The sequence below is a fragment of the Geodermatophilus sp. Leaf369 genome (assembly GCF_001424455.1).
GTDB lineage: Bacteria > Actinomycetota > Actinomycetes > Mycobacteriales > Geodermatophilaceae > Klenkia.
The window spans coordinates 1005453-1020260 of record NZ_LMQA01000002.1; the positions used below are offsets into that span (position 1 = coordinate 1005453).

At 69.5% G+C, this 14808-nt stretch carries 27 protein-coding genes and 1 pseudogene; all 28 read left to right on the forward strand.

The window, feature by feature from the left end:
* Positions 1–98 precede the first annotated feature (98 nt).
* The 28 genes and pseudogenes from rpsJ (at position 99) to rpsK (ending at position 14803) form a co-directional block, all read left to right on the forward strand.
* The gene (gene rpsJ / locus ASG36_RS13715; protein WP_014742859.1) at positions 99–404 is read left to right on the forward strand and encodes a 30S ribosomal protein S10; all 306 of its coding nucleotides are present in this window, start codon (positions 99–101) and stop codon (positions 402–404) included.
* A 13-nt stretch (positions 405–417) separates the two neighbouring features.
* Positions 418–1083 carry a 50S ribosomal protein L3 gene (rplC, locus tag ASG36_RS13720; protein ID WP_055764624.1) on the forward strand — a complete coding sequence of 222 codons (666 nt, stop codon included), beginning with the start codon at positions 418–420 and terminating at the stop codon, positions 1081–1083.
* The gene (gene rplD, locus ASG36_RS13725; RefSeq protein WP_055764626.1) at positions 1080–1841 is read left to right on the forward strand and encodes a 50S ribosomal protein L4; all 762 of its coding nucleotides are present in this window, start codon (positions 1080–1082) and stop codon (positions 1839–1841) included. Before rplC ends, rplD begins: the two co-directional genes overlap by 4 nt.
* Positions 1838–2140, forward strand: a complete 303-nt coding sequence (gene rplW, locus ASG36_RS13730; RefSeq protein WP_055764628.1) for a 50S ribosomal protein L23 — start codon at positions 1838–1840, stop codon at positions 2138–2140. The genes rplD and rplW overlap by 4 nt, the downstream gene beginning before the upstream one ends.
* A gap of 52 nt (positions 2141–2192) precedes the next feature.
* Entirely contained in the window at positions 2193–3026 is an 834-nt protein-coding gene (rplB, locus tag ASG36_RS13735) for a 50S ribosomal protein L2 (RefSeq protein WP_055764630.1), read from the forward strand.
* Positions 3027–3049: 23 nt separating this feature from the next.
* A complete protein-coding gene (gene rpsS, locus ASG36_RS13740) occupies positions 3050–3331 on the forward strand; it encodes a 30S ribosomal protein S19 (RefSeq protein WP_055764633.1) in 282 nt (93 codons plus the stop codon).
* Positions 3332–3351: 20 nt separating this feature from the next.
* Positions 3352–3702: pseudogene (gene rplV / locus ASG36_RS13745) on the forward strand (50S ribosomal protein L22); the annotation flags it as partial.
* A 125-nt stretch (positions 3703–3827) separates the two neighbouring features.
* Entirely contained in the window at positions 3828–4760 is a 933-nt protein-coding gene (gene rpsC / locus ASG36_RS13750) for a 30S ribosomal protein S3 (protein ID WP_055764637.1), read from the forward strand.
* Between the two features lie 3 nt (positions 4761–4763).
* Positions 4764–5180 carry a 50S ribosomal protein L16 gene (rplP, locus tag ASG36_RS13755; protein ID WP_055764639.1) on the forward strand — a complete coding sequence of 139 codons (417 nt, stop codon included), beginning with the start codon at positions 4764–4766 and terminating at the stop codon, positions 5178–5180.
* On the forward strand, positions 5180–5413 hold the full coding sequence (rpmC, locus tag ASG36_RS13760; protein ID WP_055765175.1) for a 50S ribosomal protein L29: 234 nt from the start codon (positions 5180–5182) through the stop codon (positions 5411–5413). The genes rplP and rpmC overlap by 1 nt, the downstream gene beginning before the upstream one ends.
* The gene (gene rpsQ / locus ASG36_RS13765; RefSeq protein ID WP_055764641.1) at positions 5410–5718 is read left to right on the forward strand and encodes a 30S ribosomal protein S17; all 309 of its coding nucleotides are present in this window, start codon (positions 5410–5412) and stop codon (positions 5716–5718) included. Before rpmC ends, rpsQ begins: the two co-directional genes overlap by 4 nt.
* A 202-nt stretch (positions 5719–5920) precedes the next feature.
* Positions 5921–6289, forward strand: coding sequence for a 50S ribosomal protein L14 (gene rplN, locus ASG36_RS13770; protein ID WP_014377983.1), 369 nt, complete (start codon positions 5921–5923; stop codon positions 6287–6289).
* A 23-nt stretch (positions 6290–6312) separates the two neighbouring features.
* Entirely contained in the window at positions 6313–6627 is a 315-nt protein-coding gene (rplX, locus tag ASG36_RS13775) for a 50S ribosomal protein L24 (protein WP_055765178.1), read from the forward strand.
* 2 nt (positions 6628–6629) lie between these two features.
* Positions 6630–7235, forward strand: coding sequence for a 50S ribosomal protein L5 (gene rplE / locus ASG36_RS13780; RefSeq protein ID WP_055764642.1), 606 nt, complete (start codon positions 6630–6632; stop codon positions 7233–7235).
* A 19-nt stretch (positions 7236–7254) separates the two neighbouring features.
* Positions 7255–7440, forward strand: coding sequence for a type Z 30S ribosomal protein S14 (locus tag ASG36_RS13785; RefSeq protein WP_055764644.1), 186 nt, complete (start codon positions 7255–7257; stop codon positions 7438–7440).
* A 96-nt stretch (positions 7441–7536) separates the two neighbouring features.
* Positions 7537–7947 (forward strand): 30S ribosomal protein S8, encoded by a 411-nt coding sequence (rpsH, locus tag ASG36_RS13790; protein ID WP_055764646.1) that lies wholly within the window; start codon positions 7537–7539, stop codon positions 7945–7947.
* 12 nt (positions 7948–7959) lie between these two features.
* Complete coding sequence (gene rplF / locus ASG36_RS13795; RefSeq protein ID WP_055764648.1) at positions 7960–8499, forward strand: 50S ribosomal protein L6; 540 nt, start codon at positions 7960–7962, stop codon at positions 8497–8499.
* Complete coding sequence (gene rplR / locus ASG36_RS13800; protein WP_082523152.1) at positions 8499–8915, forward strand: 50S ribosomal protein L18; 417 nt, start codon at positions 8499–8501, stop codon at positions 8913–8915. Before rplF ends, rplR begins: the two co-directional genes overlap by 1 nt.
* Positions 8916–9102: 187 nt before the next feature.
* Positions 9103–9606 (forward strand): 30S ribosomal protein S5, encoded by a 504-nt coding sequence (gene rpsE / locus ASG36_RS13805; protein ID WP_235495014.1) that lies wholly within the window; start codon positions 9103–9105, stop codon positions 9604–9606.
* Positions 9607–9608: 2 nt separating this feature from the next.
* The gene (gene rpmD, locus ASG36_RS13810; RefSeq protein WP_055764654.1) at positions 9609–9791 is read left to right on the forward strand and encodes a 50S ribosomal protein L30; all 183 of its coding nucleotides are present in this window, start codon (positions 9609–9611) and stop codon (positions 9789–9791) included.
* 25 nt (positions 9792–9816) lie between these two features.
* Positions 9817–10263 (forward strand): 50S ribosomal protein L15, encoded by a 447-nt coding sequence (gene rplO, locus ASG36_RS13815; protein WP_055764656.1) that lies wholly within the window; start codon positions 9817–9819, stop codon positions 10261–10263.
* Positions 10264–10446: 183 nt separating this feature from the next.
* The gene (secY, locus tag ASG36_RS13820) at positions 10447–11757 is read left to right on the forward strand and encodes a preprotein translocase subunit SecY (RefSeq protein WP_055764658.1); all 1311 of its coding nucleotides are present in this window, start codon (positions 10447–10449) and stop codon (positions 11755–11757) included.
* Entirely contained in the window at positions 11757–12377 is a 621-nt protein-coding gene (locus ASG36_RS13825; RefSeq protein ID WP_055764660.1) for an adenylate kinase, read from the forward strand. Before secY ends, ASG36_RS13825 begins: the two co-directional genes overlap by 1 nt.
* A 13-nt stretch (positions 12378–12390) precedes the next feature.
* Complete coding sequence (gene map, locus ASG36_RS13830) at positions 12391–13248, forward strand: type I methionyl aminopeptidase (RefSeq protein ID WP_235494973.1); 858 nt, start codon at positions 12391–12393, stop codon at positions 13246–13248.
* A gap of 249 nt (positions 13249–13497) precedes the next feature.
* On the forward strand, positions 13498–13719 hold the full coding sequence (gene infA, locus ASG36_RS13835) for a translation initiation factor IF-1 (RefSeq protein ID WP_012950459.1): 222 nt from the start codon (positions 13498–13500) through the stop codon (positions 13717–13719).
* A 67-nt stretch (positions 13720–13786) separates the two neighbouring features.
* Entirely contained in the window at positions 13787–13900 is a 114-nt protein-coding gene (gene rpmJ / locus ASG36_RS13840) for a 50S ribosomal protein L36 (RefSeq protein WP_012950458.1), read from the forward strand.
* A 13-nt stretch (positions 13901–13913) separates the two neighbouring features.
* Positions 13914–14288 carry a 30S ribosomal protein S13 gene (rpsM, locus tag ASG36_RS13845; protein WP_055764662.1) on the forward strand — a complete coding sequence of 125 codons (375 nt, stop codon included), beginning with the start codon at positions 13914–13916 and terminating at the stop codon, positions 14286–14288.
* Positions 14289–14398: 110 nt separating this feature from the next.
* Positions 14399–14803: a 30S ribosomal protein S11 gene (gene rpsK, locus ASG36_RS13850; RefSeq protein ID WP_055764664.1), complete on the forward strand. Its 405-nt coding sequence runs from the start codon at positions 14399–14401 to the stop codon at positions 14801–14803.
* Positions 14804–14808 lie beyond the last annotated feature (5 nt).

Here is a 14808-nt window from a genome sequence, read left to right on the forward strand (position 1 = left end):
GGCCGCCACCCACCGCCCGGGTCGTCCCGGGAGCACCCGGGTCAACCGACCCAGTACTGACCAAGGCAACACCCGATCGGCAGGAGCGAGACAAGGCGATGGCGGGACAGAAGATCCGCATCCGGTTGAAGGCCTACGACCACGAGGCCATCGACGCCTCGGCGCGGCGCATCGTGGACACGGTGACGAAGACCGGAGCGCGCGTCGTCGGCCCGGTGCCGCTGCCGACCGAGAAGAACGTGTACTGCGTCATCCGCTCCCCGCACAAGTACAAGGACTCGCGGGAGCACTTCGAGATGCGTACGCACAAGCGGCTCATCGACATCCTCGACCCGACGCCGAAGACGGTCGACGCGCTCATGCGCATCGACCTCCCGGCCTCGGTCGACGTCAACATCCAGTAGGGGCACCGAGACAATGGCGAGCACATTCCGTGGTCTCCTCGGCGAGAAGCTGGGGATGACCCAGGTCTTCGACGAGAACAACCGCATCGTGCCGGTCACCGTGGTCAAGGCGGGCCCGTGCGTGGTCACCCAGGTGCGCACCCCGGAGGTGGACGGCTACAGCGCCGTGCAGCTCGGGTTCGGCGCGATCGACCCCCGCAAGGTGAACAAGCCCGAAGGCGGGCACTTCGCCAAGGCGGGCGTCACGCCGCGACGGCACCTGGTCGAGCTCCGCACGAAGGACGCCGGCGACTACACGGTCGGCCAGGAGCTGACCACCGACGTCCTCACCGGCGTCGTGACCGTCGACGTGACAGGCACCAGCAAGGGCAAGGGCACCGCCGGTGTCATGAAGCGCCACGGGTTCAAGGGCCTGGGCGCCGGACACGGCGTGCAGCGCAAGCACCGTTCGCCCGGCTCGATCGGTGGCTGTGCCACCCCGGGTCGCGTGTTCAAGGGCATGCGCATGGCCGGTCGGATGGGCGCGGTCACCACGACCACGCTGTCCCTCAAGGTCCACAAGATCGACACCGAGAAGGGCCTGGTGCTTATCAAGGGCGCCATCCCGGGTCCGAAGGGTGGCCTGCTCCTCGTCCGCTCCGCGGTCAAGGGCGGCCCCGTGGGGAGTGACACCAAGTGACCGCATCGACGACCGAGCGGGCCGACCGCACCGTCGACGTCAAGACGCCGGCGGGGGAGACCTCGGGCACCGTCACGCTGCCCGGCTCCCTCTTCGACGCCAACGCCAACGTGTCGCTCATGCACCAGGTGGTGGTGGCCCAGCTGGCCGCTGCCCGCCAGGGCACGCACGCCACGAAGACGCGCGCCCAGGTCAGCGGCACCGGCGCCAAGCCGTACCGCCAGAAGGGCACCGGCCGCGCCCGTCAGGGTTCGCTGCGCGCTCCGCAGTTCGAGGGCGGCGGTGTCTCGCACGGCCCGCAGCCGCGCAGCTACGACCAGCGCACGCCCAAGAAGATGAAGGCCGCCGCCCTGCGCGGTGCCCTCTCCGACCGGGCCCGTGAGGGTCGCGTCGCCGTGGTGACCGCGTTCGTCGAGGGCGACGCGCCCTCCACGAAGGCCGCGCTCGCCGCCCTGGACGCGATCAGCTCCGGCAAGCGCGTGCTGGTCGTCCTGGACCGGGACGACGTCCTGAACTGGGTCAGCCTGCGCAACGTGCCGCGGGTGCACCTGATCGAGGCCGGTCAGCTCAACACCTACGACGTGCTCTGCGCCGACGAGGTGGTCTTCACCGAGACCGCCCTGGCCGAGTACGTCGCCGGGCCGGCCAAGGGCGGACGGGGCCGCGCGAGCAGCTCCGAGCTCCCCGACCTGGAGACCCACGAGATCGACAGCGAGGTGCCGTCCATGGCACCCGCGACCACCGAGGAGAAGGCATGAGCGTCCGCGACCCCCGGGACGTCCTGCTGTCCCCGGTGATCTCCGAGAAGAGCTACGGGCTGCTCGACCAGAACAAGTACACGTTCATCGTCCGCCCGGACGCGAACAAGACGCAGATCAAGATCGCTGTGCAGCAGGTCTTCAACGTGAAGGTCCTCGCCGTCAACACGATCAACCGGCAGGGCAAGCGGAAGCGCTCCAAGGGCGCCGTGATGGGCAAGCGCAAGGACACCAAGCGCGCCATCGTCTCCGTGGCACCTGGCGACCGCATCGAGCTGTTCGGCGGTCCGGGCGCCTGACGGCCCCGGGACCAGCGACCACACGAGACCAGACAGGGACTGAGTAGGCACCATGGCCATCCGTAAGTACAAGCCGACGACGCCGGGCCGACGCGGCTCGTCCGTCGCCGACTTCGCCGAGGTCACCCGCGACCACCCCGAGAAGTCGCTGGTCCGCCCGCTGCACGGCCGGGGCGGCCGCAACGTCCACGGCCGCGTCACCGCGCGCCACCAGGGCGGTGGGCACAAGCGTGCCTACCGGCTCATCGACTTCCGTCGGGCCGACAAGGACGGTGTGCCCGCCACGGTGGCGCACATCGAGTACGACCCCAACCGCACCTCGCGCATCGCGCTGCTGCACTACGCCGACGGCGAGAAGCGCTACATCATCGCCCCGGCGAAGCTGAAGCAGGGCGACCCGGTCGAGTGCGGCCCCAACGCCGACATCAAGCCCGGCAACAACCTGCCGCTGCGCAACATCCCGGTCGGCACGGTCGTGCACGCCATCGAGCTGCGGCCCGGTGGCGGGGCCAAGATCGCCCGCTCGGCCGGCACCAGCGTCCAGCTGGTGGCCCGTGAGGGTCGGTTCGCCCAGCTGCGGATGCCCTCGGGCGAGATCCGCAACGTCGACGTCCGCTGCCGCGCCACCATCGGCGAGGTCGGCAACGCCGAGCAGTCGAACATCAACTGGGGCAAGGCCGGCCGGATGCGGTGGAAGGGCAAGCGCCCGACCGTCCGTGGTGTCGCCATGAACCCGGTCGACCACCCGCACGGTGGTGGTGAGGGGAAGACCTCCGGTGGACGCCACCCGGTCAACCCGAAGGGCAAGCCGGAGGGCCGCACGCGCAAGCGCAAGGCCTCCGACGCCATGATCGTGCGCCGCCGGCGCGCGAACAAGAAGCGCTGAGCGGGTAGAGGAGCCGACAGACAATGCCACGCAGCCTGAAGAAGGGCCCGTTCGTCGACGACCACCTGCTCGCCAAGGTGGACGCCCAGAACGAGAAGGGCACCAAGAACGTCATCCGCACCTGGTCGCGGCGTTCGACGATCATCCCCGACATGCTCGGCCACACCATGGCCGTCCACGACGGGCGCAAGCACGTCCCGGTCTTCGTGACCGAGGCCATGGTCGGGCACAAGCTCGGCGAGTTCGCGCCCACGCGCACCTTCCGTGGGCACGTCAAGGACGACCGCCGGTCGCGGCGCGGCTGAGCGGACGAGGAGAACCTGAGATGACTTCCCAGCTGGGGACCGACGCTCCGGTCGCCCGGGCCACGGCCCGGTTCGTCCGCGTCACCCCGATGAAGGCGCGTCGCGTGATCGACATGATCCGCTACCTGCCCACCGACGAGGCGCTGGCGCTGCTGCGCTTCGCCCCTCAGACCGCCAGCGAGCCGGTGGCCAAGGTCGTCGCCTCCGCGGTGGCCAACGCCGAGCACAACCTGCAGCTCGACCCGGCCGCGCTGGTCGTCAGCGCCGCCTACGTCGACGAGGGCCCGACGCTCAAGCGGATCCGTCCGCGTGCGCAGGGTCGTGCGTTCCGCATCAACAAGCGGACCGCGCACATCACCGTCGAGGTCAGCCCGGTCGCCTCCAGCGCCGAGCTCGCCCTGCGTTCCCGCAAGGCGCGTCGCCACACCGGTCAGACGGGTCCGGCCACCCAGGTCGGGCAGCCGGGCAACACCAACTCGAAGGGAGGGACCCGCTAGTGGGTCAGAAGGTCAACCCGCACGGGTTCCGCCTGGGCATCACCACCGACTACAAGTCCCGGTGGTACGCCGACAAGCTGTACGCGGCCTACGTCAAGGAAGACGTGGCGATCCGCAAGCTGATGGGCAAGGGCATGGAGCGCGCCGGCATCTCGAAGGTGGAGATCGAGCGCACCCGTGACCGGGTCCGTGTCGACATCCACACCGCGCGCCCCGGCATCGTCATCGGTCGCCGTGGCGCCGAGGCCGACCGCATCCGCGGCGAGCTCGAGAAGCTCACCGGCAAGCAGGTGCAGCTGAACATCCTCGAGGTCAAGAACCCCGAGTCCGACGCGCAGCTGGTCGCCCAGGGCGTCGCCGAGCAGCTCTCCAGCCGGGTCAGCTTCCGTCGTGCCATGCGCAAGGCGATGCAGTCCGCGCAGCGGAGCCCGCAGGTCAAGGGCATCCGGGTGCAGTGCTCCGGTCGCCTCGGTGGCACGGAGATGAGCCGGTCGGAGTTCTACCGCGAGGGTCGGGTGCCGCTGCACACGCTGCGCGCGAACATCGACTACGGCATCTACGAGGCGCGCACGACCTTCGGTCGCATCGGCGTCAAGGTCTGGATCTACAAGGGCGACGCGAGCGGCTCCCGGGCCGAGCGCGAGGCCCTCCAGGCCCTGGCCCAGCGTCAGGAACGTCGCGAGCGGGCTCAGCGTCCGCGTCGGTCGGGTTCGACCGGCACCACCGCTGGTGGCACCGAGGCCGGTCGCGCTGCGGCCGAGCCCACGACCGCCGGCTCCGAGGCCCCTGCCGAGGACACCACCGCCACCGCGGTGGAGCCCACGACGGCCGAGGCCGCTCCCGCGCAGAGCGTCGGCGAGGCCGTCGGCGCCGAGGGCACCGCGACCGCCGAGGCTGCCGGTGCCGAGGCAACCGCTCCCCAGGAGGGCTGACAGATGCTGATCCCGCGTCGCGTCAAGCACCGCAAGCAGCACCGTCCCGACCGCACCGGTCGGGCCAAGGGCGGCACCGCGATCAACTTCGGTGAGTACGCGATCCAGGCTCTCGAGCCCGCCTACGTGACCAACCGTCAGATCGAGTCCGCTCGTATCGCCATGACCCGCCACATCAAGCGTGGCGGCAAGGTCTGGATCTCCATCTACCCGGACCGCCCGCTCACCAAGAAGCCCGCCGAGACCCGCATGGGTTCCGGCAAGGGCTCGCCCGAGTGGTGGGTCGCCAACGTGAAGCCCGGCCGCGTCATGTTCGAGCTGTCCGGTGTCGACGAGCCCACCGCCCGTGAGGCGATGCGCCGCGCCATCCACAAGCTCCCCATGAAGTGCCGCTTCATCACCCGTGAAGGAGAGGTGTGATGGCTGCCGGCCTCACCGCCCCGGAGCTCCGCGAGCTCTCGGTGGACGAACTCGCCACGCGTCTGCGTGAGTCGAGGGAAGAGCTGTTCAACCTGAGGTTCCAGGTGGCCACCGGCCAGCTGGACAACAACCGGCGACTGCAGACCGTCCGCCGCGACATCGCCCGGATCTACACGATCATGCGCGAGCGCGAGCTGGGTCTCTCGGTCGCCCCGAGCGAGGGTGTGGCATGAGCGAGACCACCAACGAGACCAACGAGGCCGTCGCCTCGGGTCCCGGCCTGGCCGGTCGTGGCTACCGCAAGGTCCGTGAGGGCCTCGTGGTCAGCGACAAGATGGACAAGACCATCGTCGTCGAGGTCGAGGACCGCGTGAAGCACGCGCTCTACGGCAAGGTCCTGCGTCGCACGAGCAAGCTCAAGGCGCACGACGAGAGCAACACGGCCGGCATCGGCGACCGGGTCCAGATCATGGAGACCCGGCCCACCTCGGCCACCAAGCGCTGGCGCCTGGTGTCCGTCGTCGAGAAGGCCAAGTAAGCCCCAGGCACGAGCCGGCCCCGCCCCCCTTCACCGGGGGGCGGGGTGGCGCGTACCCTGGACCACTGGCGCGCCCACGGGCGTGCCGACACCCGGGACCTGACGGCCGGCGGCGAGAGCCGCCGGCTGTCGCACGTCAGTCCCGACCGCCGCTTCACCGTCTCGGCCCGGCGGTCAACCCACAGAACCCAGGAGCTACGCAGTGATCCAGCAGGAGTCACGACTGCGCGTCGCCGACAACACCGGTGCCAAGGAGATCTTGTGCATCCGTGTCCTCGGTGGCTCGGGTCGTCGCTACGCGGGCATCGGCGACGTGATCGTCGGCACCGTGAAGGACGCCCTCCCCGGCGCAGGGGTCAAGAAGGGTGACGTCGTCAAGGCCGTCATCGTCCGCACCGTGAAGGAGCGTCGTCGTCCCGACGGCTCCTACATCCGGTTCGACGAGAACGCCGCCGTCATCATCCGCGACAGCGGAGACCCCCGCGGGACCCGCATCTTCGGGCCCGTCGGCCGCGAGCTGCGCGACAAGCGCTTCATGCGGATCATCTCGCTCGCCCCGGAGGTGCTGTGAACATGGCTGACAAGACGCCTTCGCTGAAGGTCAAGAAGGGCGACCAGGTCGTCGTCCTGTCCGGCAAGGACAAGGGGGCCAAGGGCCGCGTCATCGCCGCCTTCCCCAAGACCGGCAAGGTGCTCGTCGAGGGCATCGGCCGCATCAAGAAGCACACGCGGGTGAGCACGAGCCAGCGCGGTGCACAGTCCGGCGGGATCGTCACCCAGGAGGCCGCCATCCACGTGAGCAACGTGATGGTGATCGACTCCGAGGGCACCCCGACCCGCATCGGCTACCGCAAGGACGAGGACGGCCGCAGCATCCGCGTCTCGAAGCGTTCCGGCAAGGACCTGTGACCATGACTGAGACCACCACGCAGAACGCCCCCGCCGCCCGGCAGCTGCCGCGGCTGCTCGCCCACTACCGCTCGGACATCGCGCCGGCGCTGATGAGCGAGTTCGGGTACGCCAACGTCATGCAGATCCCCGGTCTGACCAAGATCGTGGTCAACATGGGCGTGGGTGAGGCCACCCGTGACGCCAAGCTGATGGACGGCGCCGTCCGTGACCTCACCGCGATCACCGGGCAGAAGCCCGCCGTGGTCCGGGCCCGCAAGTCCATCGCTCAGTTCAAGCTGCGCGAGGGCATGCCGATCGGTGCGAAGGTCACCCTCCGGGGCGACCGCATGTGGGAGTTCCTGGACCGGCTGCTCAGCCTGGCCCTGCCCCGCATCCGTGACTTCCGTGGGCTGAGCTCCACCCAGTTCGACGGCCACGGCAACTACACCTTCGGCCTCACCGAGCAGTCGATGTTCCGCGAGATCGACGTCGACCGGATCGACCGCCCGCGTGGCATGGACATCACGCTGGTCACCACCGCCACCAACGACGAGGAGGGTCGCGAGCTGCTCAGCCTCCTGGGCTTCCCCTTCGCCGGCCGGACCGTCGTGCAGACGACCCGCTGACCCGGGACGAGGAGACACCATGGCCAAGAAGGCTCTCGTCAACAAGGCGAACCGCACCCCCAAGTTCAAGGTCCGGGGTTACACCCGCTGCCAGCGCTGCGGCCGCCCCCACGCGGTCTTCCGCAAGTTCGGCCTGTGCCGGATCTGCGTCCGGGAGATGGCCCACGCGGGCGAGCTTCCCGGCGTGACCAAGTCCTCCTGGTGACCTGCGCTCCGTAGGCACCACCTCCTGCACCACCGATCGCCGAGAGGCCCCCGCAGAGCGCGGCGGGAACCGCGGTGAGAGAGGCACGACGAACACATGACGATGACCGACCCGATCGCGGACATGCTGACGCGCATCCGGAACGCCAACTCGGCGTACCACGATGCCGCGGCCATGCCCTCGTCGAAGCTCAAGACCAAGGTCGCGGAGATCCTCCAGCAGGAGGGCTACATCGCCGGCTGGAAGGTCAACGACGTCGAGAAGGACGGCCAGGTCCGCAAGGAGCTGGTGGTCGACCTCAAGTACGGCCCCAACCGCGAGCGCAGCATCGCCGGCGTCCGGCGGGTCTCGAAGCCCGGCCTGCGCGTCTACGCGAAGTCCACTGCTCTGCCCAAGGTCCTCGGCGGCCTCGGGGTGGCGATCATCTCCACCTCGACCGGTCTGCTGACCGACAAGCAGGCGAACAAGAAGGGCGTGGGTGGGGAAGTCCTCGCCTACGTCTGGTAAGGGGAGCTCGAGATGTCACGTATCGGACGACTCCCGGTCACGGTGCCCGGTGGTGTCGATGTCGCCATCGACGGCCGCACGGTCAACGTGAAGGGCCCCAAGGGCGCCCTCACCCACACCGTCGCCGCGCCGATCTTCGTCGAGAAGAGCGACGAGGGCTCGCTGCTCGTGCAGCGCCCCGACGACGAGCGTGAGAGCCGCGCACTGCACGGTCTCTCCCGCACGCTCATCGCGAACATGATCACCGGTGTCACCGAGGGCTACGTCAAGACCCTCGAGATCGTCGGTGTCGGTTACCGCGTGCAGGCCCGCGGCTCGGACCTCGAGTTCGCGCTCGGCTTCAGCCACCCGGTGCTCATCAAGGCCCCCGAGGGGATCACCTTCACCGTCGAGGCCCCGACCCGTTTCAAGGTCGCCGGCATCGACAAGCAGCAGGTCGGCGAGGTCGCCGCCAAGATCCGCAAGCTGCGCAAGCCCGACCCGTACAAGGGCAAGGGCGTGCGGTACCAGGGCGAGGTCGTCAAGCGCAAGGTCGGGAAGACGGGCAAGTGATGGCACAGACACAGACCAACGACAAGGTGGCCCGGGTGCACAAGCCCGTGGGCACCGACGCCAGCACCGCGCGTCGCACCTCGCGACTGCGTCGGCACAACCGGCTCCGCAAGCGGGTCTCCGGTACGCCCGAGCGCCCCCGCCTGGTCGTCAAGCGCAGCTCGCGCCACGTCCACGTGCAGGTCGTCGACGACACCCAGGGCATCACCCTGGTGCACGCCTCGACGATGGACGCCAGCCTGAAGGGCACCGCGGGCGACAAGTCCGCCCTCGCCCGTCAGGTCGGGGCCCTCGTGGCCGACCGCGCGAAGGCCGCCGGCATCACCGCCGTCGTCTTCGACCGCGGTGGCAACCGCTACAGCGGACGGCTGGCGGCACTCGCCGACGGCGCCCGCGACGCGGGGCTGGACTTCTGATGAACGACACGAAGATCGAGAGGGACGTCTGATGCCAGGACCACAGCGACGCGGCGGTGGCGCCGGCGGTGCCGGTGGCACCGGCGGCGGACAGGGCGGCCAGGGCGGTCAGGGCGGCAACGACCGTCGCGACCGTCGGGACGGCGGCGGTCGGGGCCCCGGCGGTCCCGCCGAGAAGAGCCAGTTCATGGAGCGGGTCGTGGCCATCAACCGCGTCTCGAAGGTCGTCAAGGGCGGTCGTCGCTTCAGCTTCACCGCGCTGGTGATCGTCGGCGACGGCGACGGCACCGTGGGTGTTGGCTACGGCAAGGCCAAGGAGGTGCCCGCGGCCATCGCCAAGGGCGTCGAGGAGGCCAAGAAGCACTTCTACCGGGTGCCCCGCATCGCCAGCACCATCCCGCACCCCGTGCAGGGTGAGGCGGCGGCCGGTGTCGTGCTGCTCAAGCCGGCCAGCCCGGGTACCGGCGTCATCGCCGGTGGTCCGGTGCGTGCCGTGCTCGAGTGCGCCGGGATCCACGACGTGCTCTCCAAGAGCCTCGGGTCCTCCAACCCGATCAACATCGTGCACGCCACCATGCAGGCGCTGAAGGACCTCGTCCGCCCCGAGGAGATCGCGGCCCGCCGTGGTCTGCCCCTCGAGGACGTCGCCCCCGCCGCCATGCTGCGGGCGCGTGCCGGTCAGGGGGCCTGAGCATGAGCCAGATCAAGGTCACCCAGATCAAGTCCAAGATCGGGACCAAGCCCAACCAGCGTCAGACGCTGCGGTCGCTGGGTCTCAAGCGGATCAACGACTCGGTCGTGCAGGAGGACCGTCCCGAGATCCGCGGGATGGTCGCGACGGTGCCGCACCTGGTCACCGTCGAAGAGATCGTCTGAGCTGCGGACGAGAAGGAACACTGACATGACTCTCAAGGTCCACCACCTGCGCCCGGCACCCGGCGCCCACGCCAAGAAGACCCGTGTGGGTCGTGGTGAGGGCGGCAAGCGCGGCAAGACCGCCGGTCGCGGCACCAAGGGCTCCGGCTCGCGCGTCCAGGTCTCGGCCCGCTTCGAGGGTGGTCAGACGCCGCTGTTCCAGCGTCTGCCCAAGCTCTCGGGCTTCACCCCCCGGAACAAGGTCGTCTTCCAGGTCGTCAACCTCGACCGGATCGCCTCCCTGTTCCCCGACGGCGGTGCCCTCACCCCGGACACGCTGGCTGACGCCGGCGCCGTCCGGCGTGGCCAGCCCGTCAAGATCCTGGGCACCGGCGAGCTCGGTGGCGTCACCGTCACCGTGCACGCCCACGCCTTCTCCGCATCGGCGATCGAGAAGATCTCCGCAGCCGGGGGCAGCACCACCCAGATCTGACCCACCGACCCCCGGGGTGCACCTGCCCCCCGGGGGTCCGTGCTGTCCGGGGCCCGTCCTCCGACGGGCGCCGGTGGCGCACCAGGGGAGCCCGGCGCCGGCGCCGGGAGACCCTGAGGGTGACCCGGCGACCAGTCGGGCACCCTCGTTGCTAACCTCACACGACCGACTCGGGGAGGGCACGTGCTGCAGGCGTTCGCCGCGGCGTTCCGGACGCCAGACCTCCGGCGCAAGCTTCTGTTCTCCCTGGCGATCATCGCCGTGTACCGGCTGGGCGCCAGCGTCCCCGGACCCGGCGTCTCGATCGAGGCCATCAACAGCTGCCTCGACCAGGCCAACGCCTCCGACCAGCGGGACGTCTACTCCCTGGTCAACCTGTTCTCCGGTGGCGCGCTCCTGCGGCTGTCGATCTTCGCGCTCGGGATCATGCCGTACATCACGGCCAGCATCATCGTGCAGCTGCTCGTCGTGGTCATCCCGCGGTTCGAGCAGCTGAAGAAGGAGGGGCAGTCGGGTCAGGCCAAGCTGACCCAGTACACCCGCTACCTGACGATCGCACTGGCGGTGTTGCAGAGCACCGGGATCATCGCGCTGGCCCGCAGTGGCCAGCTGTTCCCGAACTGCCAGCAGGAGCTGATCCCCTCCGACTCGATCTGGACCACGGTCGTCCTGGTGATCGCGCTGACCGCCGGCACCGCCGTGATCATGTGGCTGGGCGAGCTGCTGACCGAGAAGGGGATCGGCAACGGCATGTCCGTGCTGATCTTCACCTCGATCGCCGCGCGCATCCCGGCCGAGGGCGGCTCGATCCTGCAGACCCGTGGTGGCCTGGTCTTCGCGCTGGTCTGCGTGCTGGCCCTGGTGGTCATCGCCTCGGTGGTCTACGTCGAGCAGGCCCAGCGCCGCATCCCGGTGCAGTACGCCAAGCGCATGGTGGGCCGCCGCATGTACGGCGGGACGTCGACCTACCTGCCGCTGAAGGTGAACCAGGCCGGTGTCATCCCGGTCATCTTCGCCTCGTCGCTGCTGTACCTGCCGCAGCTGATCACCCAGCTGCAGGGCGACGCGACTGGTGGTGTGCGCCAGTTCTTCGAGAACTACGTCATCAACCAGTCCAGCCCGATCCACATCGCCATCTACTTCGCGTTGATCATCTTCTTCACGTACTTCTACGTGTCGATCACGTTCAACCCGGAGGAGCGGGCCGAGGACATGAAGCGCTACGGCGGCTTCATCCCGGGCATCCGTCCCGGCCGCCCGACGGCCGAGTACCTCCAGTACGTGCTCTCCCGGATCACCCTGCCGGGGTCGATCTACCTGGGGCTGGTGGCAGTGTTGCCCAACCTGTTCCTCTCGGTCACCCAAGAGGGGCAGAACCAGAACTTCCCGTTCGGCGGGACCGCGGTGCTGATCATGGTGGGAGTGGGCTTGGAGACGGTGAAGCAGATCGAGACGCAGCTCAACCAGCGCAACTACGAAGGGTTCCTGAAGTAGTGCGCGTCGTCCTGCTGGGTCCCCCCGGAGCGGGCAAGGGCACCCAGGCGCAGATCATCGCCGGCGAGCTGGGCGTCCCGGCCATCTCCACCGGCGACATCTTCCGGGCCAACGTCACCGGGAAGACCGAGCTCGGCACCCAGGCCAAGGTCTACATGGACGCCGGGGACCTCGTCCCCGACGAGATCACCGTGGCGATGGTCAGCGACCGGCTGGCCGAGCCCGACGCCAAGGCGGGGTTCCTGCTCGACGGGTTCCCCCGCACCATCGCGCAGGCCGAGCAGCTGCGGGACTCCCTGACCGAGCTCGACCAGCACCTGGACTGCGTGCTGGAGCTCGTCGTGGACGAGGACGAGCTGGTGCGCCGCCTGTCGGGTCGTGTCGTGGTCGTCGACGGCAAGCCCGTGCAGCGCGAGGACGACAAGCCCGAGACCGTCCGGCACCGCCTGGAGGTCTACCGGGAACAGACCGCGCCGCTGTCGGGCTGGTACGACCAGGCGGGTCTGTTGGCGACCATCGACGCGATCGGCGAGATCGACGAGGTCACCGCCCGTGCCCTGGTGGCCCTGGGCCACCAGCGCGACGACGACGAGACAGCCGAGCAGCCCACCGACCGATGAGGGACGTCGCGCGATGAGCGCCGACCTGCTCTCCCGGGTGCCGCTGCTGGCCAAGTGGAGGGGACGCATGATCCAGATCAAGACCGCACACGAGATCGAGCTGATGCGGGCAGCAGGGCTGGTGGTGGCCGGGGCCCTGGCCGCGGTGCGGGCCGAGGTGCGTCCAGGAGTCACCACCGGGGAGCTCGACGCCATCGCCGAGGACCACATCCGGACCGCCGGGGCCATCCCGTCGTTCCTGGGGTACCACGGGTTCACCGGCAGCATCTGCGCCTCGATCAACGAGGAGATCGTGCACGGCATCCCGGTGTCGGGTCGCACGCTGTCGGCCGGGGACAACATCTCCATCGACTGCGGGGCGATCCTGCAGGGATGGCACGGCGACTCGGCGATCACGGTGACGGTGGGGGAGCCCTCCGCCGAGGACGCCGCGCTGATGGCGGTCACCGAGACGTCGATGTGGGCGGGGCTGGCCAAGGCCCTGGTCGGAGGTCGGTTGACCGACATCAGCCACGCGGTCGAGGAGTCCATCACCGCCCACGAGCACGCCTACGGGATCGTCGACCACTACGGCGGGCACGGCATCGGCACCGAGATGCACCAGGACCCGCACGTGCTGAACTACGGCCGCTCCGGTCGGGGGCCCAAGCTGGTCCCCGGTCTGGCGCTGGCCATCGAGCCGATGGTCACCGTGGGGGACCCGGCCACCGTCGAGCTCGAGGACGGCTGGACCGTCATCACCAAGGACGGGTCGCGGGCCGCGCACTTCGAGCACACCGTGGCGATCACCCCCGAGGGCCCCTGGGTGCTCACCGCCGAGGACGGCGGCGTCGCCGGCCTCGCCCCCTTCGGCATCACCCCCCGTTCGTAGTCCTGCCCCGGCCCGTCCGGGTCCGCAGGATCACCAGGGGCACAGTTGGAGCCTCTGGGGCTCCCGGGGTACAGTCACCGCTGGCGTTCGCGTCGTCTGTCGTCGTGCTGTGGCCGCACGCCGGTGGGCGCCCTCTGCGAGTACGTCCGCACCAGACACCCGCACCACCACCCGCGCCGTCTCCGGCGTGGGTGCCGCGAGCCAGTGCACGGTCACTGGAGCACACCAGATCGGGAGGCGCTGTAGGGAATGGCGAAGAAGGACGGGGCCATCGAGGTCGAGGGTCGAGTCGTCGAGCCGCTCCCCAACGCGATGTTCCGGGTGGAACTCCAGAACGGGCACCGCGTGCTCGCGCACATCAGCGGCAAGATGCGTCAGCACTACATCCGCATCCTGCCCGAGGACCGCGTCGTCGTGGAGCTCTCGCCCTACGACCTCACGCGCGGTCGGATCGTCTACCGCTACAAGTGACCTCCGCGGCCCGCCCCTCCGGGTGGGGCCCGCGACCCACGAACTACCAGGAAATGAGGGCGGCCCGGTGAAGGTCCAGCCGTCGGTCAAGAAGATCTGCGACAAGTGCAAGGTGATCCGCCGGCACGGCCGGGTCATGGTCATCTGCGACAACGCCCGGCACAAGCAGCGCCAGGGCTGAGGGAGTACACGACATGGCACGACTGGCTGGTGTCGATCTTCCCCGCGAGAAGCGGATGGAGATCGCGCTCACCTACATCTACGGCATCGGCCGGACCTCGGCGAAGGCCACCTTGGACGCGACGGGCGTGAGCCCGGACCTGCGTGCCAAGGACCTCTCCGACGAGGACCTGCTGAAGCTCCGCGACTACATCGACGAGCACTTCCGCGTCGAGGGCGACCTGCGCCGTGAGGTGGCCGCCGACATCCGCCGCAAGGTGGAGATCGGTTGCTACCAGGGCCTGCGTCACCGTCGTGGCCTGCCCGTCCGCGGACAGCGCACCAAGACGAACGCGCGCTCCAGCAAGGGCCCGCGCAAGACGATCGCCGGCAAGAAGAAGGCCCGCTGACCCAGCGGTAGCCCTCACCGGCTCACCAGCCCGGCCGTTGCGCCCCCGCAGAGGGGGCGGCCGGGTGCACCACCTCCGCACCACCCAGGCCACGAACAGAGAAGAGAGTCATGCCTCCCAGGGCACGCGCGGCAGGCGCCAAGAAGGTGCGCCGCAAGGAGAAGAAGAACGTCGCTCACGGCGCGGCGCACATCAAGAGCACCTTCAACAACACGATCGTGTCGATCACGGACCCCACCGGGAATGTCATCAGCTGGGCCTCGGCCGGCCACGTCGGGTTCAAGGGCTCGCGCAAGTCCACGCCGTTCGCGGCGCAGATGGCTGCCGAGAACGCCGCGCGCAAGGCGCAGGAGCACGGCATGCGGAAGGTCGACGTCTTCGTGAAGGGTCCCGGCTCCGGCCGCGAGACCGCCATCCGCTCCCTCCAGGCCACGGGCCTCGAGGTCGGGCAGATCTCCGACGTCACCCCCCAGCCGCACAACGGCTGCCGCCCCAAGAAGCGCCGCCGGGTCTGACCCGC